Source organism: Streptomyces argenteolus (assembly GCF_042902585.1).
GTDB lineage: Bacteria > Actinomycetota > Actinomycetes > Streptomycetales > Streptomycetaceae > Streptomyces > Streptomyces argenteolus.
In genome coordinates, this window is sequence record NZ_JBIBEG010000005.1 from 106209 (window position 1) to 131671 (window position 25463).

Annotated in this window: 26 protein-coding genes and 1 pseudogene; 15 read left to right on the plus strand and 12 right to left on the minus strand. The window is 67.1% G+C overall.

Features of this window, described 5'->3' with window-relative positions; all coding sequences use genetic code 11:
* Positions 1 to 49 precede the first annotated feature (49 nt).
* The 3 genes from ACFY8O_RS19210 to ACFY8O_RS19220 all read left to right on the plus strand — a co-directional run bounded on the left by ACFY8O_RS19210 (position 50) and on the right by ACFY8O_RS19220 (position 3103).
* On the plus strand, positions 50 to 1372 hold the full coding sequence (locus tag ACFY8O_RS19210; RefSeq protein WP_387903894.1) for a UDP-glucose dehydrogenase family protein: 1323 nt from the start codon (positions 50 to 52) through the stop codon (positions 1370 to 1372).
* Between the two features lie 27 nt (positions 1373 to 1399).
* Positions 1400 to 1729 (plus strand): MazG-like family protein, encoded by a 330-nt coding sequence (locus ACFY8O_RS19215; RefSeq protein WP_387903896.1) that lies wholly within the window; start codon positions 1400 to 1402, stop codon positions 1727 to 1729.
* 531 nt (positions 1730 to 2260) lie between these two features.
* Positions 2261 to 3103: a serine/threonine-protein kinase gene (locus ACFY8O_RS19220; protein ID WP_387903899.1), complete on the plus strand. Its 843-nt coding sequence runs from the start codon at positions 2261 to 2263 to the stop codon at positions 3101 to 3103.
* 1120 nt (positions 3104 to 4223) lie between these two features.
* Here the strand turns inward: ACFY8O_RS19220 and ACFY8O_RS19225 are convergent.
* A complete protein-coding gene (locus ACFY8O_RS19225) occupies positions 4224 to 4949 on the minus strand; it encodes a hypothetical protein (protein ID WP_387903901.1) in 726 nt (241 codons plus the stop codon).
* Positions 4950 to 5668: 719 nt separating this feature from the next.
* Positions 5669 to 6151 (minus strand): annotated as a pseudogene (locus tag ACFY8O_RS19230) (tyrosine-type recombinase/integrase); the annotation flags it as partial.
* A 180-nt stretch (positions 6152 to 6331) separates the two neighbouring features.
* On the opposite strand from ACFY8O_RS19230, the gene ACFY8O_RS19235 reads away from it, so the two are divergent.
* The 8 genes from ACFY8O_RS19235 (at position 6332) to ACFY8O_RS19270 (ending at position 10275) form a co-directional block, all read left to right on the plus strand.
* The gene (locus ACFY8O_RS19235; protein ID WP_387903904.1) at positions 6332 to 7126 is read left to right on the plus strand and encodes a DUF4365 domain-containing protein; all 795 of its coding nucleotides are present in this window, start codon (positions 6332 to 6334) and stop codon (positions 7124 to 7126) included.
* A 188-nt stretch (positions 7127 to 7314) separates the two neighbouring features.
* Complete coding sequence (locus ACFY8O_RS19240) at positions 7315 to 7563, plus strand: hypothetical protein (protein ID WP_387903905.1); 249 nt, start codon at positions 7315 to 7317, stop codon at positions 7561 to 7563.
* Positions 7560 to 7961, plus strand: coding sequence for a DNA-binding protein (locus ACFY8O_RS19245; RefSeq protein WP_387903907.1), 402 nt, complete (start codon positions 7560 to 7562; stop codon positions 7959 to 7961). Before ACFY8O_RS19240 ends, ACFY8O_RS19245 begins: the two co-directional genes overlap by 4 nt.
* A 380-nt stretch (positions 7962 to 8341) precedes the next feature.
* Positions 8342 to 8527, plus strand: a complete 186-nt coding sequence (locus ACFY8O_RS19250) for a type II toxin-antitoxin system Phd/YefM family antitoxin (protein ID WP_093708058.1) — start codon at positions 8342 to 8344, stop codon at positions 8525 to 8527.
* 28 nt (positions 8528 to 8555) lie between these two features.
* Entirely contained in the window at positions 8556 to 8921 is a 366-nt protein-coding gene (locus tag ACFY8O_RS19255; RefSeq protein ID WP_387903910.1) for a hypothetical protein, read from the plus strand.
* Positions 8918 to 9241, plus strand: coding sequence for a hypothetical protein (locus ACFY8O_RS19260; RefSeq protein WP_387903913.1), 324 nt, complete (start codon positions 8918 to 8920; stop codon positions 9239 to 9241). The genes ACFY8O_RS19255 and ACFY8O_RS19260 overlap by 4 nt, the downstream gene beginning before the upstream one ends.
* 406 nt (positions 9242 to 9647) lie before the next feature.
* Positions 9648 to 9995, plus strand: a complete 348-nt coding sequence (locus ACFY8O_RS19265; RefSeq protein WP_387903916.1) for a transcriptional regulator — start codon at positions 9648 to 9650, stop codon at positions 9993 to 9995.
* Positions 9996 to 10140: 145 nt separating this feature from the next.
* Positions 10141 to 10275 (plus strand): hypothetical protein, encoded by a 135-nt coding sequence (locus tag ACFY8O_RS19270; protein ID WP_387904590.1) that lies wholly within the window; start codon positions 10141 to 10143, stop codon positions 10273 to 10275.
* Between the two features lie 173 nt (positions 10276 to 10448).
* Here ACFY8O_RS19270 and ACFY8O_RS19275 read toward each other — a convergent pair whose 3' ends face one another.
* The 5 genes from ACFY8O_RS19275 to ACFY8O_RS19295 form a co-directional block, all read right to left on the minus strand.
* Positions 10449 to 11303, minus strand: coding sequence for a helix-turn-helix domain-containing protein (locus ACFY8O_RS19275; RefSeq protein WP_387903919.1), 855 nt, complete (start codon positions 11301 to 11303; stop codon positions 10449 to 10451).
* Between the two features lie 252 nt (positions 11304 to 11555).
* Positions 11556 to 11951 carry a thiol-disulfide oxidoreductase DCC family protein gene (locus ACFY8O_RS19280; RefSeq protein WP_387903921.1) on the minus strand — a complete coding sequence of 132 codons (396 nt, stop codon included), beginning with the start codon at positions 11949 to 11951 and terminating at the stop codon, positions 11556 to 11558.
* A 179-nt stretch (positions 11952 to 12130) separates the two neighbouring features.
* Entirely contained in the window at positions 12131 to 13213 is a 1083-nt protein-coding gene (locus ACFY8O_RS19285) for an HTTM domain-containing protein (protein ID WP_387903924.1), read from the minus strand.
* A gap of 73 nt (positions 13214 to 13286) precedes the next feature.
* Positions 13287 to 13988: a DUF5819 family protein gene (locus ACFY8O_RS19290; RefSeq protein WP_387903926.1), complete on the minus strand. Its 702-nt coding sequence runs from the start codon at positions 13986 to 13988 to the stop codon at positions 13287 to 13289.
* A gap of 199 nt (positions 13989 to 14187) precedes the next feature.
* Positions 14188 to 15546 carry an ice-binding family protein gene (locus tag ACFY8O_RS19295; RefSeq protein ID WP_387904538.1) on the minus strand — a complete coding sequence of 453 codons (1359 nt, stop codon included), beginning with the start codon at positions 15544 to 15546 and terminating at the stop codon, positions 14188 to 14190.
* Positions 15547 to 16334: 788 nt separating this feature from the next.
* Between ACFY8O_RS19295 and ACFY8O_RS19300 the strand changes: the two genes are divergently transcribed.
* On the plus strand, positions 16335 to 17489 hold the full coding sequence (locus ACFY8O_RS19300; RefSeq protein ID WP_387903928.1) for a PP2C family protein-serine/threonine phosphatase: 1155 nt from the start codon (positions 16335 to 16337) through the stop codon (positions 17487 to 17489).
* Positions 17490 to 17778: 289 nt separating this feature from the next.
* Here ACFY8O_RS19300 and ACFY8O_RS19305 read toward each other — a convergent pair whose 3' ends face one another.
* The gene (locus ACFY8O_RS19305; protein ID WP_387903931.1) at positions 17779 to 18732 is read right to left on the minus strand and encodes a DMT family transporter; all 954 of its coding nucleotides are present in this window, start codon (positions 18730 to 18732) and stop codon (positions 17779 to 17781) included.
* Positions 18729 to 19547 (minus strand): SDR family NAD(P)-dependent oxidoreductase, encoded by an 819-nt coding sequence (locus ACFY8O_RS19310; protein ID WP_387903933.1) that lies wholly within the window; start codon positions 19545 to 19547, stop codon positions 18729 to 18731. The genes ACFY8O_RS19305 and ACFY8O_RS19310 overlap by 4 nt, the downstream gene beginning before the upstream one ends.
* Before the next feature lie 140 nt (positions 19548 to 19687).
* Between ACFY8O_RS19310 and ACFY8O_RS19315 the strand changes: the two genes are divergently transcribed.
* Together ACFY8O_RS19315 and ACFY8O_RS19320 are read left to right on the plus strand one after the other, a co-directional pair.
* Positions 19688 to 20269, plus strand: coding sequence for a TetR/AcrR family transcriptional regulator (locus ACFY8O_RS19315; protein WP_387903936.1), 582 nt, complete (start codon positions 19688 to 19690; stop codon positions 20267 to 20269).
* A 248-nt stretch (positions 20270 to 20517) separates the two neighbouring features.
* Entirely contained in the window at positions 20518 to 20829 is a 312-nt protein-coding gene (locus ACFY8O_RS19320) for an NIPSNAP family protein (RefSeq protein ID WP_145809903.1), read from the plus strand.
* 276 nt (positions 20830 to 21105) lie between these two features.
* On the opposite strand, the gene ACFY8O_RS19325 is transcribed toward ACFY8O_RS19320, so the two are convergent.
* Positions 21106 to 21867 carry a polysaccharide deacetylase family protein gene (locus ACFY8O_RS19325; RefSeq protein WP_387904540.1) on the minus strand — a complete coding sequence of 254 codons (762 nt, stop codon included), beginning with the start codon at positions 21865 to 21867 and terminating at the stop codon, positions 21106 to 21108.
* A gap of 234 nt (positions 21868 to 22101) precedes the next feature.
* Positions 22102 to 23283, minus strand: a complete 1182-nt coding sequence (locus ACFY8O_RS19330) for a macrolide family glycosyltransferase (protein ID WP_387903938.1) — start codon at positions 23281 to 23283, stop codon at positions 22102 to 22104.
* Between the two features lie 384 nt (positions 23284 to 23667).
* Between ACFY8O_RS19330 and ACFY8O_RS19335 the strand changes: the two genes are divergently transcribed.
* Positions 23668 to 24414 carry a DUF1838 family protein gene (locus tag ACFY8O_RS19335; RefSeq protein WP_387903939.1) on the plus strand — a complete coding sequence of 249 codons (747 nt, stop codon included), beginning with the start codon at positions 23668 to 23670 and terminating at the stop codon, positions 24412 to 24414.
* Positions 24415 to 24489: 75 nt separating this feature from the next.
* On the opposite strand, the gene ACFY8O_RS19340 is transcribed toward ACFY8O_RS19335, so the two are convergent.
* Positions 24490 to 25368 carry a glycosyltransferase family 2 protein gene (locus ACFY8O_RS19340; RefSeq protein WP_208766091.1) on the minus strand — a complete coding sequence of 293 codons (879 nt, stop codon included), beginning with the start codon at positions 25366 to 25368 and terminating at the stop codon, positions 24490 to 24492.
* Positions 25369 to 25463 lie beyond the last annotated feature (95 nt).

A 25463-nucleotide genomic window follows, 5' to 3' on the forward strand; every position in this document is an offset into this window, starting at 1 on the left:
GCCCGGACTCACCGGGCGGGCGAAAGGCAAGGAAAGGAGCGTCGACCCCATGCGCGTATCCGTCATCGGCTGCGGTCACCTGGGCATCCCCCACGCCGCTGCCATGGCCGAGATCGGCCACGAGGTCATCGGCGTGGACCTGGACCAGGCAAAGATCGACCGCCTCAACGCCGGCGAGTGCCCCATCTACGAGGACGGCCTGCCCGAACTCCTCACCACCCACACCGCCACTGGACGACTGCGGTTCACCACCAGCCTCGAAGAGGCGGCCGAGTTCGCGGACGTCCACTTCCTCGCCGTGGGCACGCCGATCGACGCGGACGGACGCAGCTACGACACCGGACAGGTCTTCGGCGCCGCGCGCGCCCTCGCCCCGCACCTGTCTCGCCCGACGGTGATCATCGGCAAGTCCACCGTCACCGTCGGCACCTCACGCGACCTCGGCGCACTCCTCGCGCGTCTCTCCCCGGCCGGTGAGGACGTGGAGGTCGTCTGGAACCCGGAGTTTCTCCGCGAGGGCCACGCCATCGACGACACCCTGCGACCCGACCGGATCGTCGTCGGCGTCCCCTCGGCCCGCGCGGAGGCCGCCGTACGCCAGGTGTACGCACCTCTCCTGGCGAACGGGATCCCGCTGTTCGTCACCGACCCCGCCACCGCCGAACTCATCAAGGGCGCCGCCAACGCCTACCTCGGCATGAAGATCTCCTTCATCAACGGCGTCGCCGACATGTGCACCGCCGCCGGAGCCGACGTCCAGCAGCTCACCGAGGCCATCGGCCTCGACCCCCGTATCGGCCGCGGCGGTCTCAACGCCGGCCCCGGTTATGGCGGCGGTTGCCTACCGAAGGACGTCCGCGCCTTCACCGCATCCGCCCGCACCCTGGGCGCCACCGAGGCAGCGACCATGCTACGAGCCGCCGAGGAGGTCAACGAATCCCGCCCCACCGCCGCACTGAGGCTCATCGAGCAGACGCTCGGCCGCCCCGTCGACGGCGTACGCATCACCGTCTGGGGCGCCTCCTTCAAGGCAGGCACCGACGATGTCCGCGAATCCCCGGCCCTGGCGATCGCCGCCCTCATGCACCAGCGCGGCGCGACCGTCACCGTCCACGACCCGCACGCCGTGCCCACGGCACTGCGCCGGCACCCGGAGCTCGACTACGCCGAAGCCCTCGACAACTCCGTCCAGGACGCCCAACTGATCGTCCTGGCCACCGAGTGGCCGCACTTCCGAGAGGCCGACCCCAAGGCCCTCGCCCCACTGGTCGCGGCCCCGGTCCTCGTCGACCTCCGCAACCTCATCGACGCCGACGCCTGGCGCATGGCCGGATGGACCGTACGCCAGCTCGGACGACCCGCACAGGAATAACCGAACCCATCAAATCGGAGGTCCGCCGTGGACACCCTGTGGGACAACATCGAGAAGCTCTCCGCCGTCTGCCGAGCGGCTGGCGCCCACCTGCCCGACGAGGAGCTCAAAGCCCTCCAGGTCGGCAAGGTCGCAGAGGAAGCCGGCGAGGCGATGCACGCCCTCCACGGCCTGAAGGGCCTCACCACCTGCGGCGACGACCACACCTGGTCCGAGGTCCAGAACGACCTCGTCGGCGCCGTCATCGCAGCCCTCCTGGCCATGCACTACATCGACCCCACTGGCGCCCGCGCCACCTTTGACGAGGTCTTCCATCGCCGGACGCGAAGGGGCCGCGAGGCCGCCACATCTGCCTGACAACCTCCGGACCCGCTGTCGGCCGCTCCCACACCAAGGGCGGCCGACGGCCATGTACGGGCACGACCCACGGAGTGCCCGGCTTCAGCGCGGTAGATCTTTCGCTAGTTCATCAAGACCCGCGCACAGCGCGGGCGCGCGCCGCCTCAGCGGCGGGGCCTGCCTCCTGTCTCCGCCCCGGCTGGCCGCGCTCGGCGGCTGCGGGCATGAAGTGGGGAGAGACCCTCTGTGGCTGGGGCGGTCGGCTCCACGGCTTTAGCCACCTCCCCGGTTCGGGTCCCGCGTCGAGCAAGACCAAGGGGCCACTCGTTCAAATTCCGGGCAGAATCACAGCCTGCCCGAGTTGTCGGCCAGCGTACGGCCCCCTGATCATGCCCGACCCCAAACCGCGCAGGACACCGGCCAAACCCGCACCACCTCAGCGCGCTTAAACCTGCGGCAGGTTGCCGTTCACGCCACTTCAAGACTTACCGGTTGGTAGCTTCCACAAAACCTTCACATGCGAGATCGCGCAGCGCTAGCCTCCGAGACATGGAGGACGTACCCCGTGAAGTTGTCGTGCAAGCTCTAACTGCCCTGAACGTGACCGAGGTTGCTTCCTTGAGGGGCGGCGCGCAAAAGTCGGTCACGCTCGTTGACCGCGGGAAGGAGCGGCTGGTTCTCAAGGTGATCTCCATAGGAGCATCGAATCCGGACAGCATTAAGCGGGCCGAGCGCGAAGTCGAGTTGCTCGCCGCGATCAGCAGCCCATACGTCGTGGCTGTTGCATCCGAGCTCATCGAGATAGGCAACCCACCAGTGGGTGCAGCTTGGCTGGAGGAATACCTTGACGGCGACGACCTAACTCCGAGCCTTCAATCCGGACCATGGACATGGAAAGAAACCATGACAATGGCCCGAGACGTGGCCCGCGGACTTGGGGCTGCGCATGTCAAGCGAGTGGTTCATCGAGATCTGAGCCCCAACAACATCCGCCGGCTCTCCAACGGGACCTACAAGGTCATGGACTTCGGATTTGCTCGACACACCCTACGCTCGGGTCTCACAATCGCAGGGCAACCTGGCACCCCTGGCTTTGCTAGTCCAGAGCATCTGCACAGTTTTTCAGGCGCCCCAACTGCCGCTTCCGATGTTTTCTGCGTCGGCATTCTCATGTATACCGCGCTCAGCGGGGAACTACCAATACCCTTCAAGGGCGATGACGCAGATTACGCCGTACGGCTGATAAACACGCGAATCGTCGATATCGCAGAGCATAGACCGGACCTGTCAGATCAACAAAGCACCTTCATTCGCAAATGCCTGCACCCACAACCAGCACGTCGTTACCTGAACGGAAATCGATTGGCTCAGGCCATCGAGGAGCTATCGTGAGCATTCTGATCGAGGACAGTCCGCGCAATCTTCTTGCATGGATAGTCCAGGCCGTAAAATCTGGCGACGCAGAGGGTGCCGTAATTTCTCCGTTCGCATCTCCTGTCGAGCCGCTGCGACATCGGCGAAGCGCAGACGTTATGGCTCGAGGCTTGCACGCAGAAGGGGCACGCGTTTGGTTCGACGCCCAGACACACGCACTCCAAATGGCAGGCGTGGGGGACTTTCGATATTACCAGGCATATGACCTGTGGAGCGGAAACCGAGGCGACCTATCCACTCCACTCTTGAGGCACGATCACCTATCCAAAGTATTCGATTTCCAGGACAAAATTGGAGCAACGAAACTTGCTCCGACCATGCTGCTCCACCACGCAGAAACCCAGACGAGTGAGGTAACTCTCGAACTCGCTAAACAGGCCATCGATCTAGCACCAGACTGCTGGCTCACAATTGCCGGAACTGCCCCCTTCTGGGAAGGTGAAACAACCCTAGACGCGCATATTGGTGCGCTTGCGCAGCTTGAACCAGCAGGCTGGTTTGTAGTACCAGTACGTCATCTCGCTAGCCTTCCAGCAGAGGCGAGCGCCAAAGAAACCCATGGACTCTGTAGAACTGTCCGGGCTTTGAGCGAGAATGCCCCGGTCCATATTTCGCACGGTGATCTCACGAGTCTGCCAGCGGTCGCGGCAGGAGCCGCCAGCGTAGGATCCGGCTGGGACCAGCGTCAGAGGGCTTGCGCCTACGCCAGCTACGCAGCGCGAGAGCCTGGCGACGGAGGCGGCGGAGGATGGTACGAACGTGTGACCGTCAAACGCCTACTAGGCTCGCTAAGGTCGGCAGAAGTCAACGTGCTCAAAAACCAAAACCCGGCTCTCTACCAGGCCCTAGGTGAATTTCCTCCGCCTGGCCCCCAGGAAGCATTTCGGCACCACATCGCCGCCCTTCACATAGCCGTCGGAGAAATCGGCGACAACGGAGATAATTACGAAGCTCGATACTCCACGCTGTTGGACATGTATCAGACCGCGTCCGCCCTTTGGCCGCGTGTGGCAGCTGCCACAGGGTCGCCTTTGAACGCTTCTCACTGGACCGAGCCCTTCCGGCATGGGCTGTCCCGCTACGGGGCCGAGGAAGGTTGGTAAGTGTCGCGGAGGGCGGCGAGCACATGTTCTGCCGCCCAGACGCGCCGCGGTCGCGAGTGCGTCAATTGAACCTGTGGGCGGACGACCCATTCTCCGCTGACCATGAGCCCGCCACGATCCTTGTCAACCTCACCTTTCATCGTGCGCAATGCGTTCGCAGTGAGATCCCCCATTACGACAACATATGAATCTGCCCATACCGCGTAGGTTCGCACCTGACGTAGCGCTTTTCGCCAGTCTTCCACTTTAGCCTCGACAGCAATTACGCCGCCTAGGGGCTTAATACCTTGTGGCCTGACATAAAGTTTCGGTCGAATCTCGACAAGGCCACCAGCCTTGACCAGGCGAGGAATCCTCCGAGCGATGGTGGAGACGGGCCATCCGATCGCGCGGGCCAAGGAGTCAATACTTCGCGCCGCCTTGACATGAGCGACCGCTGCAATCGCCGCGTCGATTTCGTTCAGCAACGGAGGCACTGGGCAATTGAGGCGGGCGTCAAGTTGATCTCGCCCACCCAGGATGGCAGTGAAATCAGGAATCCCGTACGGTCCCGTCATTTCCCGAACAACAGTCAAATTACTCCTAGGCGGGCAAATCTCGACACAGGCCCTCAGCGCCGGTTCATGCAGGGCAAGTTCCTTAGTCGGCTGAAATCTTTTCCCAGCACGCGGCTTCAGCGTGTCAGTGACATTGGTGTTCACGTCACAGCTCCAATAATTGCCCAGGACTCATCAGTGCACCTCGCTGCAAGCTTACCCTAAATCAATGAAGACTTGCAGCATTAGCTGGACCCACAACAGAAAAGAAGAGACCTGCTGAGGGTTTCCAAATTAGCTCCGAAAACTTCAACACACAGAAGTCAACCTTTATCTTGCAGCATAAAATCACATTGCATATGCCATCGATTGCATTTCTCGCCTGGGTTAGGCGGTCGAAAGAATTCATTCATGGATGCAGGGTGCGATCGAGGAGCGGTGGATCGCGAACATCATCTGCGTTTCGGGCAAGCAGTGAACTGCCAGGTCGACTTCATCCTTGACTGCCCCAGCTGACTGCCCTGGTCTCGGATGTTGCGGTACAACAGCGAAGGCCAGCAACCACAACAGACCGTGCCTGACAGCCCCCTCGTAGGGTTATAAGGCAACGAGTATGACCGCTACCTACCGAGCCACAGAGAGCTACGGATCAGAAGGTAGCCGTGCCAGAACCGTGCCACCACGTGCGGTGAACAGCGGTCAGCAGGAGCCGGCATCTGGCTGGCCTGGAGGGGTGCCAGCCACGGCTGTCCCAGGTCGCCAGCCCGTTACGGGCAGAATCGCCGGTGATTTCCAGGCTCAGAGCGCGAGTTCGATTCTCGTCACCCGCTCCATGAAAAAGCCCCAGGCCAGCGGCCGGGGGCTTCTTTGTTGTCTGGACCAGTTCAGGGGTCTCGCACCAGATCCGCACCAGAAGGCCCCTGATCAGCCTTCTTACGGGCGGACCGCACGAAGTCGTCCAGCCCGCTCGCGACCTCCTGCTGTCGCTCAAGATCCGAGTGCTGATAGATCAACGCGGCCTTCTCCGACGCCTGGCCGACGCGGACCATCGTGCCCTTGAGGGTGGCCCCGGACCGAGTGGCCAGGGTGTGCCCCGTGTGACGAAGGCCCTAGAGCGAAAGCCCTCCGGCATACGGACGAGCGCGCGAGCCGTGCGCCATTTCGGACGGTGGAACGCCTTGCCCTTCTCCCCGGCGAGCAGAAGTCCGGCCCCTTCTCCGCATGCCGGTCGAGGTGAGGCCGGAGGTTGGTCCGGAGAAAGGCCGGCAGGACCACGACCCACTTGCCTGCTTCCGACTTGGTGTCGCCAGGAGCGCGGCGGTCAGCTCGAGCGCCGCCATGCGGACGCGGCTGGTCAGCTCGTCCAGCCTTCGGCCCAGGGTGGGTTGCGCCGGATCAGGTCGTCCTCAATCTCGTGGTTTCCCATGATGACAGCAGTTGACTAGGCGGGCACACTGCTGCACGTCCCGCCACGTTCACCGAAGGCGCCATGCGTGTCAGTGGCTGGTCCTAATCTGGTCCCCCGGCATTCGTGAAGAGGGGGCTATATGCCGAAGGTGCCCGAAAGCAGGCGTATCGGACGCATGGCAGTGAATGAGGTGCGTTCACTGCTGGAACGGCACGGCCACATCGTGCAGGAGATAGACGGCGGTAACGACCACGGCGAGGATCTGCACATCACCTTCGTCGATAACGGACAGCGGACGGAGGATTCCCTGACCATGCAGGTGAAGGGAGGAGTCTCAACCCGAACCAGACGCGGGCACCGCGTACCGGTCGGCAATCATGGGGATAACTGGCGCGATGGCAGCCTTCCCGTTCTCTGCGTGGTCCACGATCCCGAGCGCGGCGGGCTTTTCTGGGCCAATGCGACCCGCCAGCTCCGCCGGGGCAGAGCGCTACGCAAGAAAGTGAAGTCGATCATCGTCTCCCGGGAGTCCGTACTGGACGATGCGAGCCTTAACGCGTTCGTACAGGTCATGCGGCGCTATCTGGCACGGGAACGCGAGGGAGTCGGTAGGTGGGCGGACATGGCAAACGTCGAGTTCGCTCCGGAAGACATCGTCAAACCCTTCGTGAACGAGGTCCACGAACCTATGGTCTTCTGGCAGCGTCGCGGTGAGCCATATGCGGTCCTTCTCCACCACGACCTGGATTGGGAGCCAGTGCATATCCAGGAGGGGATGCTCCGCTTCGAGCCAATCCCTTGGGTCGGCAACATCATCCTTGACATAGCGGAAGCGCACTGGCTGATGGGCTGTTTCAAATCTACGGAGTGGTGGCGACGGCCAATCGACCATCGCGACTCCGCTGAGCCCCGCCGGTCGTCCAGCCGGCCGTGAGCTAAGACTCAACAGTCCCGTGCACACAGGAGCTTGTTCATACAGCTTCACCCCGCACATCGAGGCCGAGGGAGAGGCAACCTTGCGACGTGTGGCGCCTCGCCCACATTGCATGGCGAGCGTCACGGAGAGTGGCGATGGGCGGCAATATTCAAGCCCTTGTGCGCATACTCTAGTATGCTTGCTATATGTCTTCAACGACTCGTATCACCGTTACGCTTCCCAGCGATCAGGTGGCGGAACTCCGCAAGCTCACGGACAACGTCTCCGGCTACGTAGCCGAAGCCGTAGCACGCCAGATCCGGCACCAACTCCTGGGCGACGACCTTCGCCGGCATGAAGAGGAGCACGGAGGCTTCAGCGACGAGGAGCTCGCCGAGGCCCGCGCGAAGATCTTCGACTCCGCCGACACCTCCACGGGCGCGGACGCCGCGTGAGCGAACGCATCGAAACCGTCGTCCTGGACTCGGAAGGGCTCTCCGCCTGGATCGCGCAGGACCGCAAGCTCCTCGCCATGCTTCAGGTCTTCCACGACATGGGAGCCGACCTGGTCATCGGGGCCAACACCATCGTGGAAGTCACCCACTCCCGCACCAACATGCCCCGCCTGAACTGGGCCCTGTCCCGCGTCAAGGTGGAGCCCGTCACCGAACAGACGGCGAAAGCAGCAGCGGAACTCCTCAAAGGTGCCGGACTGCACGGGCACAAGTACGCCATCGACACCACAGTCGCCGAGGTCGCCCTGCGCCAGCCGAAACCCGTCGCCCTGTTGACGTCCGACAGCGACGACATGACCAGACTCTGCGGCAACCAGGTCCGCGTCATCCACCTCTGACCGGTCGGCCCGCCCGGAGCACGCCTCGCGCTGTCAGCTCTCGTGCCCCATCCGTGCCCAGCGGAGCGGACAACAGCGGTCACATATGGCTCCCAGAGACCGGGAGCCATTGGCCTGCCCAATCCGAAATCGCAGGCCAGAACCCCTCCAACACCGTAAGAACCGTTGATTCCCAAGCTCAGAGCGCGAGTTCGATTCTCGTCACCCGCTCCACAGCTCGAACCAAAGCCCCAGGCCAGAGGCCGGGGGCTTCTTTGTTGCCGTAAGTCCCATCACGCACCCCGCGCCTGCTCCGCACCCGACGTGCCCGTTGGTTTCCTCCAGCCCTCGCACCCGCGGGCACATATGTCAACTATGATAGTTGCTATACGCTTGAGCGTATGGAGACGAAGACGTACACAACCATCGACCTGCGCAAGGGGATGGGCGAGATCCTGGACCGGACCCGGATCGCCGGCGAGGCCGCCGCCATCACCCGCAAGGGGAAGACGGTCGCCTACCTGGTGCCGGCCGAGTGGTTCGAGCAGATGGCCCGCGAGCGCGAGGACCGACACGAGGCGGCCTGACCCACCCCCACACCAAGGAGCACGAACCATGCCCGCCCACGCATTCCATTTCGATGGGTACGAGGGGGAACCCCTGCGGTTGCCGCCCATGCCCGAACACACGCCTCAGGCACTTCGGTTGGCGATTCAGGAACACACTCCGCACCTCCTCCCGGACTTTGAGGCGCACTGGAAGCGCGTCATCGGCGACGCCTTCAACATCACGCCCGTGCCCGCCTTCATGCGCCTGTGGTGGACGCAGTACGCCATCGCGCGGAATCCCGCCCTCGACTCGCACCTGCGCGAACTCGAAGCCCGCGCCGCTAAGTCCGAGGACCCCGAGGAGTCCAGCCGACTTCTGGAGGAGTACAGCCGCCTCCGGCACGAAGCCGCTGAGAGGAAGCCCGGAGAGTGACCGACGAACCACTCCGGCCGCCTTGGCAAATGGACTGGACGAAGCAGGCGCAGCACGACTTCCAGAACATGCCTGTCGAGGGCAGTGATCTGATCATGAGTGCCCGTGCGGAACTGATCACGGCCGAAGACCCGTACTTCCGGGGGATCGACGCCGATGCCTCGCTCCCGCACTGGATGACCGTCCGGCCTCTGGCCTCTACAAGCCCCGGCGGCCCCCACATCGTGGATCTGGCCGGCGGACGCGGCTGGCTCATCTTCACCTTCATGCGGCGCCACGCCGATCCCCAGATCGTCGTCACCGAAGCCTTCTGGGCCTGACGTCTGCGCCACCGGAGCATCTGCAGCACAGGTGGTCCCGTTCCGTTCCATCACCCGCTCCAGCGCAGAACCTCAGACTGACGACCCGCCGCCGACGTGCCCAGCAGAGCGGACAACAGCGGTCAGATACGGCTACCAGAGACAGGGACCCATTCACCCACCCGCTGCAAAACCCCAGTTCAGGACCCCTCTGGCATCCTGAGAACCGATGATTCCCAAGCTCAGAGCGCGAGTTCGATTCTCGTCACCCGCTCCATGCAACAGCTTTCGGCCAGGGGCCGGGGGCTGTTTTTGTTGGCAGCTCGCAGCTGGCGGGCCAGCCGCCGGTCGGGCCCGCCACGTGCTCACAGTTGCGTTGTCTGCGGACCAAGCAGCTCGCTGCCGACTCTTCCTGGACAATCGACGTATGGCATCACAGCCCGGCCTTTCCGATCTCCGCCGTGCCAAGTTCGCCCGACGCCTGCCCGCAGCGCTCTCCGAGCTCGCCGGTCCCCAGCACGGCCCTGTGCGTCTGCCGCTCCATCTTGCATGGTCGGGGCTGACCACCTTCGACCTCCACCAGCCCCGGGTGCGGATGAGCTACTACCGCATCGTCCTGGCCGAAGGCCAGCACGACGACCTGGCCCAGTACCTCGACCGGGACCTTCTCGTCGGCCGGTGGCCCACACTGCGCACACTAATCAGCCGAGATGTCCGTGACGTCTGGGAGAGTGCTTTCGGCGAGCTGGGCGGCAGCGCACGGGCCGCTGCGTGAACCTCACCGACCTGCACCGCCGCTTGCCTGCAGACGTGCTCGCCGTGGGCGGCGGGTACCCCCTCGCGGTCACCGACGGCTACGCGGTCCAGGCACACGGCCCAAGGTCCGTCTCGGGCAGGCCCACTCCTGCGTCGTGGTCCTCATGGGCGTGCGCACGGACGGCCAGGGCCGGAACTACCTCACCGGCCGCCTGCACGAGTGGACCCTGCTCAGGAGCATCGCCATGGACGAACCATGGACCGCCGACGAACTCACCGCCGCTTCCGATGGCCCCTAGACCCAAGAGCTCCGCGAACAGGCAGCCCGCGTCGCGGGCCAACCAGAGCGGCTCGCGCTCCGCTGCGCAGGCCGGATTCGCGGTGTGGAGGGCCGGCCCTGTCTCTTCTGAGCCGTTGGCGTCAGGGGGGCACGCCCTGATACTCCACCACGCCCGGTTCATTCCTTCGCCGTTCACGGTGTTGCGGCGCCATAGTTCCCGATGATGTCGGAGACGAAGTGCCGAGTGTTGTCGGGGCTGAGTGCCCGGGCTCGCAGGTGGGTGTGGATGAGGTCGTAATGCTCCAGGTCGGAACGTTTTTCCAGGTAGAGGTCGCTGGTCGATCCTTCGAGGTAGACCACACCTGCTTCGGGGCTGTCCGCGAAGCTCAGGATCGAGAACTGTCCTGCAGCACCTGAGAGGGCACCCGCGCTGTAGGGGAGGACCTGCACGGTGATGTGCGGTTCGGCGCTGAGTGCGTTCAGGTGCTCCAGTTGCTCGCGCATGAGGTCGGGGCCGCCAACGACTCGACGTAGCGTTGATTCGTCGAGGATGACATATAGGCGCAGTTGGCCAGTGGGGTCGTAGATCCGGTGCTGGCGCCGCAGCCGTACCTTCAGGCGGTTGGATGCCTGCTCAGCGGTGATCAGAGGGATCGTTTCCTCGATGACTGTCTGGGCATAAGCGGGGGTCTGCAGCAGGCCGGGAATGATTAAGGGTGCGAAGCAGTGAACGGAGTGAGCGTCGGTCTCCAGGCCGATGTAGATGCTGTAGGGGATGTCGCCGTAGCAATTCCACCAGCCCTGCTGTGCGGATTCCTTCGCCATCCGCATCAGCGAGTTGAGTACCTGCTGATCAGTGACGCCGTAGAGGGCACACAGGTCGCGGACGTCGCGGGGGCTGATGGCGCAGTGGCCGTTCTCCAGACGGCTGATCTTCGGCTGGGAGATCAGGAGGCGCTCTGCGACCTGCCCGCCGGTCAGCCCGCTGTCGATGCGGAGTCGACGGAGCTCGGCTCCCAGACGGCGCTTCCTGACAGTGGGGCTCATCCTCGAAACCACGGGGTAGTGCATCTCCGGGCGTAATGGGCGCACTGCTGGTCAACAGGCTGCCAAGATCAAATCTTGAGCACATTGTGCATCGCTGTGCCCGCGGTGATAGCCAACCGCGTGGGGGAGTCCGCCCTTATGGCGTAACACGAGTGCCCACTGCTGTGACAGAGGGGTCCTGCCTGGCCTTGGTCACCGCCTGCGACGCGCTCCGACGCGAACCGGAACCACCGCTCTGTGAAAGGCCGCAGGTCAGGGCGCTTGGTATGCGGCCGGCATCGCACAGGTCGGTGAGCCGCCGGGCATTCGGTCCCGGTGGGCGGCGATGATCCGGTAGATGCCATGGGCGATCCAGCGGACCGGCGGCAAGGTGAGCAACCCACCGGGCCAGGCCCAGATGCCGCCCGCGCGCAGCAGGAGCTTGGCGACGGCCTGCGCGCCGCCGTACACCGTTCCTGTCGGCGAGACGTACAGGAGTTCGTGCTGGGCTCTCCGTCGGCTGATGCCGAGAGCATCGAGGTCTGTGAACTGCCAAGGCGTGATGGCGCACTTGGGCCGCAAGCGCCGCATGAGATAGGTCAGCGAGGTGGTACAGAAGGCGCAGTCACCGTCGTAGACCAGCACTGGGAGTACAGATCGCTTGGGCATGGGCTCGTCCTGTCTGAGTGCACCTCCCTGCGCGGGGAAGCTGTCCGGTATCCGCAGCCCGGCGTCGGAAGCGGTTGCGGTACGTGAGTTGCGATGGTGGTGTCGTGCGATACCGCATTGCCGCACTCACCGCGGGTCGGGGAGCAACTTGGCCTTGTCGGCTGAAGCCGGACGCCCCCTTACCGGAGCGATCTGCTGACTCGCGGTGTGTAGCCGCCCCTGAGCTGTGGAGGCACGGACCGGGAGTCCGGCCCCTCGGAAGCGCTGGGCCGCCGCGTGCTGGCTCGCGGAGCAATGCGCCGGGCGGCGCGGGCCAGGAACATGTAGAAGCGGTCGGGGAGAAACGCCGCGTCGGCCACGATCATGGCCCCGGAGAACAGGGGTAGTCCCATGAGTACTGCGATGCCGATGTGCATGCCCAGCAGCAGGGCGAGGACGGGGTACTTCAGTCTGCCGAAGAGTACGAAAGGGAAGGCGACCTGCAGGAGAACGGTGACGTAGCTGGCGACAGCGATCACGGTCGGGTACTGGTCCACGAGATGCGAGAGCGCTGGCCAGGGCTGGAAGAGGTCGAGGTTCAGCACGTAGTGGATGGCGGTGCCCCCACCCCACGAGGCGCCTTGGACCTTGTACAGGCCGGCCGCTCCGTACAGGAGGCATACCTGGGCTGCGATGACGAAGATTCCGCAGTTGTGTACGACGGTCGTCAGCGTGACCCGCGCGTCGGTGAGTTGCTGAATCCAGAAGGTCTTCACAGGCGGCGGCGCCATGCCCGCTCGTGCGACGGCCCGTCGGGTTCTGCGCGCGTCCAGGGACCAGCGCCGGCCGCACGCGGTGAGGACGAGGTAGAGGGCCATCAGCAGGATCAGGTTGTCTCCCCCGTCCGTCATGAAGATCGCCCTCGCGTGGAAGGAGACCACCACGACAGCGAACAGCACGGACATGATGCGGGTCCGCCAACCCAGCGTGAACAGGACGGACGTCACCACGGCCGCCGCGTAGCAGACCTCGAAGTAGGTGCGGCTGCCGGACAGAGTCAGGATGCTGTTCCAGCCTGACTGCTCGAAGAGCTGCTGTGCCAGTTCCGGTGTCCACGGCGAGCCGGGGCCCCAGATCTCGTTTCGGTGGGGGAACTCCCGGAGGAGGAAGGCGAGGTACAGCAGTCCGTAACCGATACGCAGCACCGCAGCCGCGTACAAGGACACCGGTCGGCCGGTCACCAGAGCCCAGAACGCTGCGGCCCGCTCACTCAGCCACCGCATGACGACTCTGTTCGTAGTTTCTTGTTCGGCCGTCCGGTCCGGGGTCACGGCCGACGGGTATGGGGGGAGCTGCTCAGTTCCCATGACGGGTCACTTTCCACCAGGGCAGAAGCCGGTTCTCGACCGGGACGGGCGGACGCTTGGATGCCGCTGTCCCGGGGGCTGCGATAGGCAGTGTCAGGACACGGAGCTGGATGAACTCGAAGGGGCCGCTGTTGTGGTCCGCGAAACGGTCAGCGGCGATGTTGCGCAGGTACTGCTGCAACATCACGGCCCGTTCCGAGTCCGCCGCGTCGTCGCCACCGTGCAGTTCGACGTAGGTCGTCCACGCGCGGCGCAACAGGTTCTGCGCTGTGTGGCTCGGGAACACGTTGTGCTCGACTGCCGAGGAATCAACAGCGGCCAGGTCGAACCAGCCGCTCACCTGGACTGATCCATCCGGCGCGGTGTGCGACGTCCTCGCCAGGATTTGCCGGTTGGCAGAGTCCGGATCAGGGGCGAACAGCCGCCAGTTCTGCTCGAACAGGGGATACACCCACGCGTTCACCTGAGAGCTGTATCGCTTCGACACATGATTCGCGGGTGCTACATGGAGGAAAACCATGGCGACGTGGGTCAGTGCTGTCACCAGACACATGAGCACCACGGTGAACAGACCTTTGTGCAGGGCACGGGCAGTTTTCTCCCGTTTCGACGAGGTGCCCGCCCCCTTGACCCCGGCGTTGGACACACCGGACTCGGACTGTTGTGCTCGTTCCGTGTCCACTGCTTGCATTCCGCTGGACACCGCCCACCCAGTTCTTCTCATGCCAACTCTCGCATTTACTGCCGTTATCGCGAATACCACTGAGGGCATGCGGCAGAAAGAGGAATCTGCCGCATGCCGTCGAGCTGTCATCCAGTCATTCGATACCGGCGGTCAGTCCGAGGCCTGGCCCCCGAAAGCCTCGGAACCGCCGTCTCAGGTCCGAGACCTAGCCCGCGTGACCTTCAGGGCCACCCTGCTCATCGGGCTTGTCCCCGTAGCCGTGGTGCTCACCGTGCTTGTCGTCGCCGCGGCCGGGCTTGCCCTCGGGACCGTGCCCGGGCTTGCCCTCGGGACCGTGCCCGGGCTTGCCCTCGTGTCCCTTGTCCGGCCCACCCTCGTGACCGTGACCCGGACCGCCGTGACCCGGACCGCCGTGACCCGGGCCGCCTTGACCGGGGCCGCCGTGACCCGGACCGCCTTGACCGGGGCCGCCCGGCCCACCACCGTGACCGCCGGTGTCGTTCCCTGCGGTGTTGTTGCCGGTCGTGTTGCCCGCGGTATTACCGCCGGTCGTGTTGCCTGCGGTGTTGCCGCTGGTCGTGTTGCCCGCGACATTCCCTGCGGTGTTGCCGGAAATGTTCCCGGACGTACCGCCGGTCACCTGGCCGGCGACCAGGCCCCCGGTCGAGATGCCGCCCAGAAGACCGCCGACCGCGCCCGTCGTCGTACCGCCGGTCGTCACGCCACCCAGGACACCGGTCGTGGTGCCGGTCGTCGTTCCAGTGGTGGTCCCGGTCGTGGTGCCGGTGGTGGTGCCGGTCGTCGTTCCGCCCGTGGTCGTGGTCGAGCACGTTCCGGGGAAGATCCGGTTGTTGTCGAGCGTCACCGCACCGTTGCGGGCCAGCGCACGGCCCTGGATGTTCGTCCCCGTGGTCACACTGATCGAGGTCAGAGCCATGATCGTGCCGACGAACGTGGAGGTGGTACCCAGCGTGGCCGAACTGCCGATCTGCCAGTAAACATTGCAGGCGGACGCGCCGTTCGTCAGAAGCACCCGGCTGGAGGACGCCGTGGTGAGAGCTTCGGGAATCTGGAACACCCAGACCGCGTTGGGGTTCCCCCCGGCATCCAGAATCAGGTCACCGGTGAGCCCCACACCCGACACCGCGGTGTACACACCCGGCAGCAGCGTGTCTCCGTTCCCGATACCCGCCGCGAGTGCGAAATCCGTGGCCTGGCCCGCCGCGTTGTTGTAAGCCACGACCAGATCGCTCTTGGCCTGCAGCGCCGCGGCGTCCGCGGAATGCACCGCACCGAGCACCTGCCCGGGCGGGAACCCGGTGATAGCCGTCCCCGGACTCACCCCGAGATCCTGGCTGATGAGCGAGGGCCCCGTGTTCGTGATCTCCGAGCCCGCCAGAACGGAGTACGAGGCAGCCGTGCCCAACGGCACGGGGGTCGCGATGGCCAGCGCCTGCGTCGGTGTCACAGCGACCATGACGCCGGCAACGGTCGCCGCAAGCCCCGAGGCAAGCCAGCCGGAGAGGCCGCGGCGGGAAGCCAGCTTAGGGATCTTCAACTTCATCGAGAGGCCATTTCCTGTCGGAGAGTCGTGGTCCACGGCGCACCCGGCCCAGCCAAACGTCCGAGCAGCCGTCACGTTTCCGCCGAATATTACGCAGCAATTTTCCACACCCTGGACACGAAGCCAGAAATACCAGCGACAATGCCATTCCAATAAAGCGACTATCACAAGATGAAGGAACGGCTGACCATAATTCTATTCACTCTGGTGCGTCTCTTTCCTTAACTCACATGACGCAATGTCTCAGTCGCGGCTGCGAACAAGTCCCATCCGGGATGTTCTCGTGCCGCCGTCCAGGTGAGATCAATGAATCGCCTGCATACGGGCGCGGCACGCCCGTGACCTCATCTCCCGCACAGACCCGACACATTCGGCATCCCGTCCGCCATCGCCGCCGTTCAGGCCGTCGGCGCCCAGGCATATGACAACGACCACGACCCCGGTCACTGGTGCGCGGCTTCCGCGGCCTCTGGTGCGCCCTCCCGATGCGACACCGCCGAACTGCCGCTGGGCTGATCCGGTGTCCAACGGCCGGCCCGGCCCCGAACGACCTGACGGTCGCGTGCTGCTCGGCTCCCGATTTCAGTCCCAGATCACCCGGCAGACCGCCGTCGGGGCCGTCAGGCGCGGCACTCGGTCCGGTTGCACCGGCAGGACGGGTTGCTCGGCGAGAGGCGGGTTCACCACTTATCGCATTGAGTAATGGATGAGGCACGTACTGTTATGCCGCGGGAGGCAGAGTCCGCAGGAGTCCGCCGTTCCGGGAGGCTGATGTGGCACGTGATCGAATGAGACTGGCTGAGGTGCTGGCGGCGGCGGAGGATGCCGCTCCGGCTGACTCCATCGATGTCGTGGCGCGCAATCTGCGCGACCGGTTCGGCGCCCGATCCGTGTCGTTCCTGTTCGTCGACGTCGTCGGACGACGCCTGCTGCGGGTGAACGACACCGCGGCTACGCCGCAGGAGCGCTGCGCCGAACAAGTGCCCCTCGCCGACAGCGGCCTCTACGACAAGGTCCTTCGTGCCCAGCGGCTGGTGCTGGCTCCGGAAAGGGAACACCGGCGGCGGGTGCTCGCACCGGTCACCAACCGCGGCGACACCATCGGTGTCCTGGAGCTGTTTCTCGATCACGTAACCCAGGACGTGCTGGAACAGGTCGAAGCGGCGGCGCACGCGTTGGCGTACATCGTCGTCACCGACCGTCGCTTCACCGACCTTTACCACTGGGGTAATCGCACCACCTCAGTCAGCCTGGCCGCGGAAATCCAGCGCCAACTCCTTCCGTCGGCCGCCTCCCTGGAAGCCACCGTTTTCACCCTCGCCGGCGCCTTGGTCCCGGCCTCCGACATCGCAGGCGACACCTACGACTACAGCCTCGACAACGAAACCCTTCACATGTCCGTCACTGACGCCATGGGCCACGACGTCAACGCCGCTCTCACCGCTACCCTCCTCGTCAACGCCTCCCGCGGCGCCCGCCGCGCCGGAACCGGCCTCGCCGAACAGGCCCGCCAGATCCACCAGGCCCTCCTCGACCACGGGCAACCCGCCTTTGCCACCGGACAACTGCTACGCATCGCCCTGGATGGGACCAGCACCAAGTTCGTCAACGCCGGCCACCCCCAGCCACTCCGGCTGCGCGACGGCACAGTCGACGAACTGCCTCTGGCGGCTGACATGCCCTTCGGTATCTCCTTGCAGGGCGCCTACCAGGTGCAGGACCTCGATCTGCGCCCCGGTGACCGCCTCGTGCTCCACACCGACGGGATGCAAGAACGCGAAGCGAACACCGTAGATCTGCCCGGCCTGATCCGTGCCACAGCCACCGATCACCCACGAGAGGCCGTACGTGCTCTGGTCGCCGCGGTCACCGATGCCTACCACGGCCACCCCCCACAAGACGACGCCACAGTCCTGTGCCTGGACTGGCACGGCCCGCAGTAACAGGAACGCTGGGTAACAGCCCCTCCACTGTGTCCATGTAGTCGACCTGACCACCTGGTGACGACCGGCCACACCGCACCAGGACGCCCTGAGAGCCGGCCTGCGGCGTCTGTCGCCAACCATCGGGGCAACCGCATCCTGATGGTGGCCACCCGGCAGTCCACGCTTACTCGCGCGAAAATGCAGGTCAGGTCCCCCTTCATCCTGATCGGTGAGCGCTGGCGGCCTCGACCCCAGCTCGGCCATACCGGCAGCTCCGCATGCCAAGCACAGCGCCGGCGCGCCTGCCTTACTGGCGCTCCGGCGCCGTCGGCACCGGTTGCTCGTCCTCGGCCGGGGACCGCGGGACACGGCGGTCGGCCTGTCCGTCGAGGCCGGTCTGCGCGGGCTGCCGCAGGCCGATCAGGACACCCGCGCCGACGATCAGGGCGCCGGCCACATCCGCGACGCCCGCCTCGCCGAGCCCGAGTGCGACTGTGGTGACCAGCGCACCCGCCGGGACGAGTCCGGCGAAGAGTCCGGCACGTGCGGCGCCCAGCCGGCGCAGCGCGTCGTACCAGAGGAAGAAGGCGGTGGCCGTGACGAGTACGCCGAGGTAGCCGAAGGCGACCGCTTCCGTGGGGGTCGGCAGGCGAAGGGAGCTCGTCCCGTCCAGGGCGATGCCCGCGGCCAGCAGCATGGGCACCGCCAGCGCCGCGGGATACGCGGCGACCCTCAGGGGGCCGAGTTTGGGCAGCAGCGGGAGAGCGAGCAGGGAGAAGGCGACCTCTCCGGCCAGCGCTCCCAGTGACAGCAGCACACCGCGCAGGCTGCCGCCGCCGAACCCTGCGGCGACAGCGGCGCCCAGGGTCACGACGACCGCGGCGCCGACGATGCGCGCGGCCGGCCGACGGCGTTCCGTCAGCGGCCCGACGAGTGCGAGGACGATGGGGATCGCTCCGACCACGGTGCCGATCACGGCGGGGCTCGCGTGGCGGGTGGCTTCGACCAGGAAGATGTTGAAGCCCGCAAGGCCGGTGGCGGCGAGCGCCAGCAGCAGCAGGACGTCACGGTAGGTCAAGCCGGCCCGGGGTAACCGGCGGTGGCGTACGACGGCGAGGAGGATCGCCGCGGCCAGCGCATAGCGCAGCGCCTGACCGCTGAGAACGGGATAGTCGGCGATCGTCGCGGAGACGGCCGTCGAGGTGCCGACGAGCAGCATCGCGGCGGCAGCACCCGCGGCCGGAACCGTGGAGGAACTCATGCCGCGTACTCCTTCGGCCGGAGGACGGTGCCCTCGGGACCGAGGACCTTGCGGGTGACGCGCTCGGCGAGGGCGGCGACCAGGGTCCGCGGCCGGCGGGGGAGCAGATGCGCGGACAGGGCGTTGCCGAGTCCGGGCGTGACGTAGCCGTGGTCGCGGTCGAGTGCGCGCAGGGCGGCGCGTACCACCGGCTCCGGTGTGGTCATCGAGCCGTTGACGGCAGCCTTGCGCGTGCCGATGGCGTCGAAGAACGGGGTGTCGACCGGGCCGGGGCAGAGCGTGAGTACGCGGATGCCGCGCCCTCGGTACTCCTGGCGCAGGGCGAGGCCGAAGTTCAGCACGAAGCCCTTGGCCGCGCTGTAGACGGCGAAGTAGGGGGAGGGCTGGAAGCCCGCGGTGGACGCGACGTTCACGACCGCGCCCGTGCCGCGTTCCAGCATGCCGGGGAGCAGCGCGTGGGTGAGGTCGACGAGCGCGACGACGTTGACCATCAGCTGGTCGTGGTCACGGTCCGCGGCGATGTCCTCGAAACGGCCGCACGTACCGAATCCGGCGTTGTTGACCAGCAGGTCGACGTGCAGGCCGCGGGCGGTGAGGCGCTCGGCGATCCGCCGGCCCGCGTCGGGCTCGGCAAGGTCCTGGACCAGGACATGGGCGCGGATGCCGTGCTCCTCGGCGAGCCGCTCGGCGAGGTCGGTGAGCCTTCCCTCGGAACGCGCCACCAGGACCAGGTCGTGCCCGCGGGCGGCCAGCTGTGCGGCGAACTCCGCCCCGAGTCCGGACGAGGCACCGGTGATGAGCGCTGTGCTGTGCACGGAGATCTCCTCCACTCGACGATGAAATGTGACCGAAGAGTACCTACTTTCCATTTAACTGCAACACATAAGATGCAGTTAATGCGGAGCTGGGTCAGTGGTGTACCTTTTCAGGCTCGGGTAGAGAAGCGGGAGGGGTCATGGGTGAGCCAGCGGCACGACCGTTGCGGGCGGACGCGGAGCGCAGTGTGCGCGCGATCCTGGAGGCGGCCGAACGGGTGCTCTCCAGGGATCCCGGCGCCTCGATGGAACAGATCGCGACCGCGGCAGGAGTGGCCAGGACGACGATCCACCGCCGGTTCGCCCATCGGCAGGCGCTGATCGAGGCCCTGGCGGCGTCCGCCGCACGCCAACTCGCCCAGGCCGTCGAGGACGGCCGGCCGGACACCGCTCCTCCGCTGGTGGCACTGCACCGCATCACGGCCAACGTGCTGGAGGTGAAGGGTGCCTGGACATTCGCCCTGGAGCTGCCGGCCGATCCGGGCAGCGAAGCCGCCGCCCTCCATGAGGAGCTCGGCCGACGGTGCATCACCGTGCTGGAGCGGGCCCGCGCGGACAAGCTCATCGACGGGTCGGCCGACCTCCTCTGGGTGCGGCGCGTCTACTACGCCCTGCTCGGGGAGTCCCTGCACGGAAGCCCGGACGACACCGGCGCCGACTCCGACACCCTCGCCGCGCGCATCATCGACACCCTGCTGCACGGCGCGGGCCCCCGCACCTGAGCCCACCACGGACCGGGCGTCCCCGTCGCCCGGACACCGCGTCCGGACCGCCACCGGCACCCGCACCCGCACCCGCACCCGCACGACAGCGGTGTTGCCGCACCCCTCCGTGCCACGCGGGCGGGTGCACTCTCCACCGCCGACCCCGTCCGGCCACCACCGCGCCCGTCCGGCGCCGGGGCGCGACGACGTGGCGCCCACGAGTCTCGCCGTACGGGTGCCTGTCCGTGACACGGCATCATGCAGGCATGATCACCATTCATCTGAAGTACGAGATCGACGCGGACAAGCTGGAGAGCTTCGAGGAGTACGGTCGCCGCTGGGTCCGGCTCGTCAACCGCTTCGGCGGGACGCACCACGGCTATTTCCTGCCGAGCGAGGGCGACAGCGACATCGCCTACGCCCTGTTCTCCTTCCCCGGTCTGGCCGCGTACGAGCAGTACCGCGCGGACAGTGCTTCCGACCCGGAGTGCCAGGAGGCGTTCGCGCTGGCTCGGGAGACCCGCTGCATCAAGCGCTACGAGCGCCGCTTCCTCAGGCCGCTGGACGACCTGTCCTAGGCCGGGCGGAAGGCGGCGCAGGCGGGAGGGGGTGGCGCGATCCCGGCGCACGGCCGGGCGCAGCGCGACGACGTCCACGGACTCGGTACGCCGCGTGGGGCGGACAGCCGCCGGCGGATCGGGTGCTCGTCCATGGAGCGCGGGCAGGGCGGCTGTCGCCGCCGTCATCGGGCAGGCGTTCGGGCTCGGCCCGGTCCAACGGCGCGCGAGTCAGGCCCAGTCGGACGTGGGCTCGTCCCTGGCGCGGGGCCACGCGGAGGAGCCCCGGCCGCGAACTCACCGCACGGGGAAGCCGAAGACGTAGCCCTGCTCCCTCAGCCAGGGCAGCACCTCGCGCAGAGCCTCCACGGTCTGGGAGCGTTCCCCTCCCGCGTCGTGGAAGAGGATGGTCGGCCCGTTGGCGATCTCGTTCTTGACGGTGGTGACCATGGCGTCCGTGCCGGGACGCTCGAAGTCCCGGGAGTCGACGTTCCAGCCCAGCGGGCGCATGCCGTGGGACGCGGCGAGCTGGCGGCTGTACGGGGTGAACGCACCGCCCGGGGCCCGGTAGTACTGCGAGTGCACACCACCGGACGCCTTGGCGATCATGCGCTCGGCGTCCAGGATCTGCTGCGACTGGTAGGCCTCGGACTTGGTGTCCATGGTGGTGTCGTGCGAGACCGTGTGGTTGCACAGCCGGTGCCCGTCCGCGACGACGGCCTTGACCAGGTCCGGGTAGGCCTGGGCCTGGGTGCCCACCATGCAGAACGTGGCCTTCACCCCGCTGTCCTTCAGGAGTTGCAGCACCTGCGGCGTCCACTTCGGGTCCGGGCCGTCGTCGATGGTGAGGTTGACGCCCCGCTCACCGCGGTCGGACGCGTGCACGATCTCGGCGGACACGGCGGCCACCACCGGGGCGGAGGCACGTGCTTGAGGCTTCCCCGCGTCGCCGGGGTCGGCCTGCGCGGTCCACACCGAGGTGACGGCGGCCAGGGTGGTCACCCCGAGTGCCGCCGCGAGAAGACGGCCGTTCCATCCCCTTCCCTTGTGCTTCGCCATGTCCGCCCGCCCCTTTTTTCCGTCGCCGCCGATGCCGTGCACCCATGAGGACATGCCGACGTTCCCGCAGGCTGCCTCTGTTACCGATCACGGACGAATCCACAGAGGGCCGGCGACAAACGGAGGGATTCCGCTACGGACGCGTGGCTCACCCCGCCGTGGCGGGACGCCGGCGGCCGGGAGGCGCACCACGTGGAATGCCTCCCGGTCTGCCCGGCGGAGGTGCCGGCCGGCTCAGGGCAGCATGCTCTCGACGAGGTCGGCGGCACGCTGCGTGCCGCCCTCCGCCCGTGCGCCGGCGCGCAGTTGTGCCGAGCGGCGGGCGACGTCCGGGTCGGTGGTGAGTTCCTCCAGAGCCGCCCTCAGGGCCCCGGCCGTGGCGTCGGCGGTGTCGATGCGGCGGGCCACTCCCAGCTCCACGAGCCGGTCGGCGTTCATGAACTGCTCGGCGGCCTGCGGTACGGCGATCATCGGGACGCCGGCCAGGAGCCCTTCGCCGCAGCCGCCCATGCCCGCGTGGGTGACGAAGGCGTCCGCCTGCGCCAGGATCGCCCGCTGCGGCACCCAGGAGTGCATATCGACGTGGGGCGGGATGCTGCCGAGTTCGCGGGGGTCGGTGTACGAGCCGATCTGGAGGACGACGTGCCAGCCGGGCAGGTCTCCGAAGGCCGCCAGGCACTGGCGGTAGAACTCCGGTTGCCTGGTGTACGCCGAGCCGAGCGAGATCAGCAGCACGTTCTCCGCGTCCTCGGGACGGGTCCAGCCGCCGTCGCCGTCCGCGTCGAAACAGGGGCCGACGAAGGTCACCCTGCGGCTGTCGACCTTCTCCGCGTGCGGCTGCATGGCGCGGGAGATGAGCGCCAGAGCCCGCGCGGGAGGCCCGGAGAAGGCGTCCACATCGGTGGTGGACGCCCCGCAGCCGCTGAGCCACCGCGCGAACCGCTCCCGGTAGGCGTCGGCTCCCGGCAGTTGCCGCAGTTGGGCCGCGACGTCCTGGTCGTAGCCGTCCCAGGCCACGAACGTCGGGGACAGCTGGAGGAGCGGCCGGTCCTGCGACTCGGCCAGGGCCCGCGCGGCGTAGGCCCCGATGTCGTACAGGTACAGGTCCGCCGGATCGTCGTCGTACGCGGCGCGCAACTGCGGCAGCGCCTGGACGGCGTCGTCGAGGAAGAGGCCCATCGCGGCGATGGGGTCGGCGGGCCAGTCGTTGTCGGCGACCGGCAGTCCGGAGGTGCACGGGACGAGTTCGGCGCCGGTGGGCTCGATGAGTGCGGAGACCGCCGGGTCGTTGGCGTAGGTCACCCGGTGACCACGGGCCACGAGCTCGCGGATGATGTCGAGGCTGGGCAGGACGTGGCTGACGGCGGGGATGCCGGCCATCGCGATGTGGGCACGGCGACGGGACGTGGAGGGCATGGAGGCTCACTCTTCTCAGGGTTACGGCGACAAGGACAGGCCGAGCCGGTACGCCGGGCCCGTCCGGGAAGGACTCGGGCGGGGGCGGCGCACCGGACTCGCGGCAGGACGGGGCGGCGACGGGCCCCGGCCGCTGTCAGCCGTAGATCAGAGGGAGATGCATGCCCGCGACTATAACCACGCGGGGCTTCGCGTGCCTCGGGTTTTTCGGCACCCGCCCGCCGCCCGGACGCCGCCCCGAAACCGGCCGTCCTGCGACAGTGGCGCTTCCGCCCCGCCGGTGCGGCGGGGCGCGAGTGGCCCGTCTCCCGCCCGGCCGGCGGCAGGGGCGCGGAGTGGCGCGTTCCCGTCCCGCCGCTGCGGCAGGGGCGCACAGTGGTGCGTATGACGTCACCCGCAGAGCAGCTCCGTTCCTTCGCCCGCACCCGGGCCTCTCTCGACGGCGAGGAAGTCACGTACTGGTGGTCGGGAGACGTGTACTCCTGGGCCCCGGACGAGCCCTACCGGCGGGTCTTCGGCTTCGAGGGGCTCAACGTCGCACGGCTGGTCCAGGATGCCGAGGCAGGGCCGGACGCCTTCCAGCTCCTCACCCGTGAGGCCGCCTTCTACCTGGACCCCGTCAGCCGCGAGATCCTGGAGACCTGGCAGGACCTGCCGGTGGTGCACGTCTGGAACGACCCCGCGAACCAGCGGTGGCGCCCCTTCCCCGTCCCACGGACCGAACTCGGCGGACAGGTCTGCTTCAGCCTGGAGATCCCCCTGTCCTACCCCTCGCCCCTGCCCGTGGCGGAGTACCCCGTCCACTCGGCCGGCGACACGTACAAGGCATTGGAGCTCTTCCAGTTCTTCGCCGACCGCGCCGATCTGGACGGCCCGGCTCCCGGCGTCCCGGCCACCATGTCGTGGACCAGGATGTCCCCGTGGCTCCCGTGGATGGCCAGGGGCCAGGCACCCGGCGGACTCACCTTCCACTGCCGGGGGCGCAAGCTCGGCTCGTACGCCGAGGTCCCCGCGCGGACCCGTGCCTACATCGCCGCCCGTCACCCGGAGTTCGCCCACGCGCCGCAGGAGTGGAGCGAGCCGAACGAGACCAGCTGGACCTACTTCCGCGCGCTCAACCCGCCGAAGTGAGCTGCGCACGCGCCCCGTCGGCCCGTCGGCCGGCCCTCGCGGCGCCCGGTGCGGCGAACCGGCGCGGTCAGCGCACTAGATGACCGGCGGGCGGCCGAGGCGGGTCATGCGCCAGGCCGTGGACCAGCGCATGGGCCGCCTCGCTCCGCAGGGTCTGCGCACGCCTTCGAGGAATCCGCCGGCCCAGGCGCGGAGACCGGAGAGGGACCGCGTACGGGCCACGGTCAGGAGGGTCCACACGCCCAGGTAGAGGGGGACGAGCAGGGCCGGAAGGTTCCGCTTCGCCAGCCAGACCCGGTTGCGCGCCGTCATCCGGTGGTAGACGGCGTGGCGCGCCGGGCTGGTCCTCGGGTGCTGGAGCAGCAGGTGCGGTTCGTAGAGCACCGTCCATCCGGCGTCGAGCGCACGCCAGGCGAGGTCGGTCTCCTCGTGGGTGAAGAAGAAGTCCTCGGGCCAGCCGCCGACCTCGTCGAGCATGCGCATGGAGAGGCCGTGGCCGCCCCCGAGGAAGGTCGTCACCTCGCCCCGGCGCATCGGGTCCTTCGCACCCAGCCGGGGCACGTGCCGGCGCTGTGTCTCGCCCGTCTCGTCGGCGATCCGGAACGAGACGATGCCCAGCCGGGGATCCGCCTCGTACAGGTCGGCGAGCCGGCGGAACACGTCGGCGTCGACGAGCAGCCCGTCGTCGTCGAGGTCCACCAGGACGTCGACGTCACCGGCCGAGCGCAGCTGCTCGATGGCGACGTTCCGGCCGCCCGACACCCCTCGGTTCTCCGGCAGCTCGACCCCGGTCACGCCGTCCGGCAGCTCGGGCAGGGACCCCCGGCCGTTGCCGACCACGACGACGCGGGCGGCCGGCTCGTCCTGCCGGGCCACGGAGTCGAGCAGCGCCCGCAGCTCGGCGGGCCGCGTCCCCATCGTCAGCACCGCCACACCCACACGCGGTCGCGCCACCGTCCACTCCGTCCACCGCTCGGCAACATCCGGAGCCCGGATGCTAGCGGCTGGACGGCCCCGCCCCTTCACCCGGCGTGCGTCCTGCCCTCGGT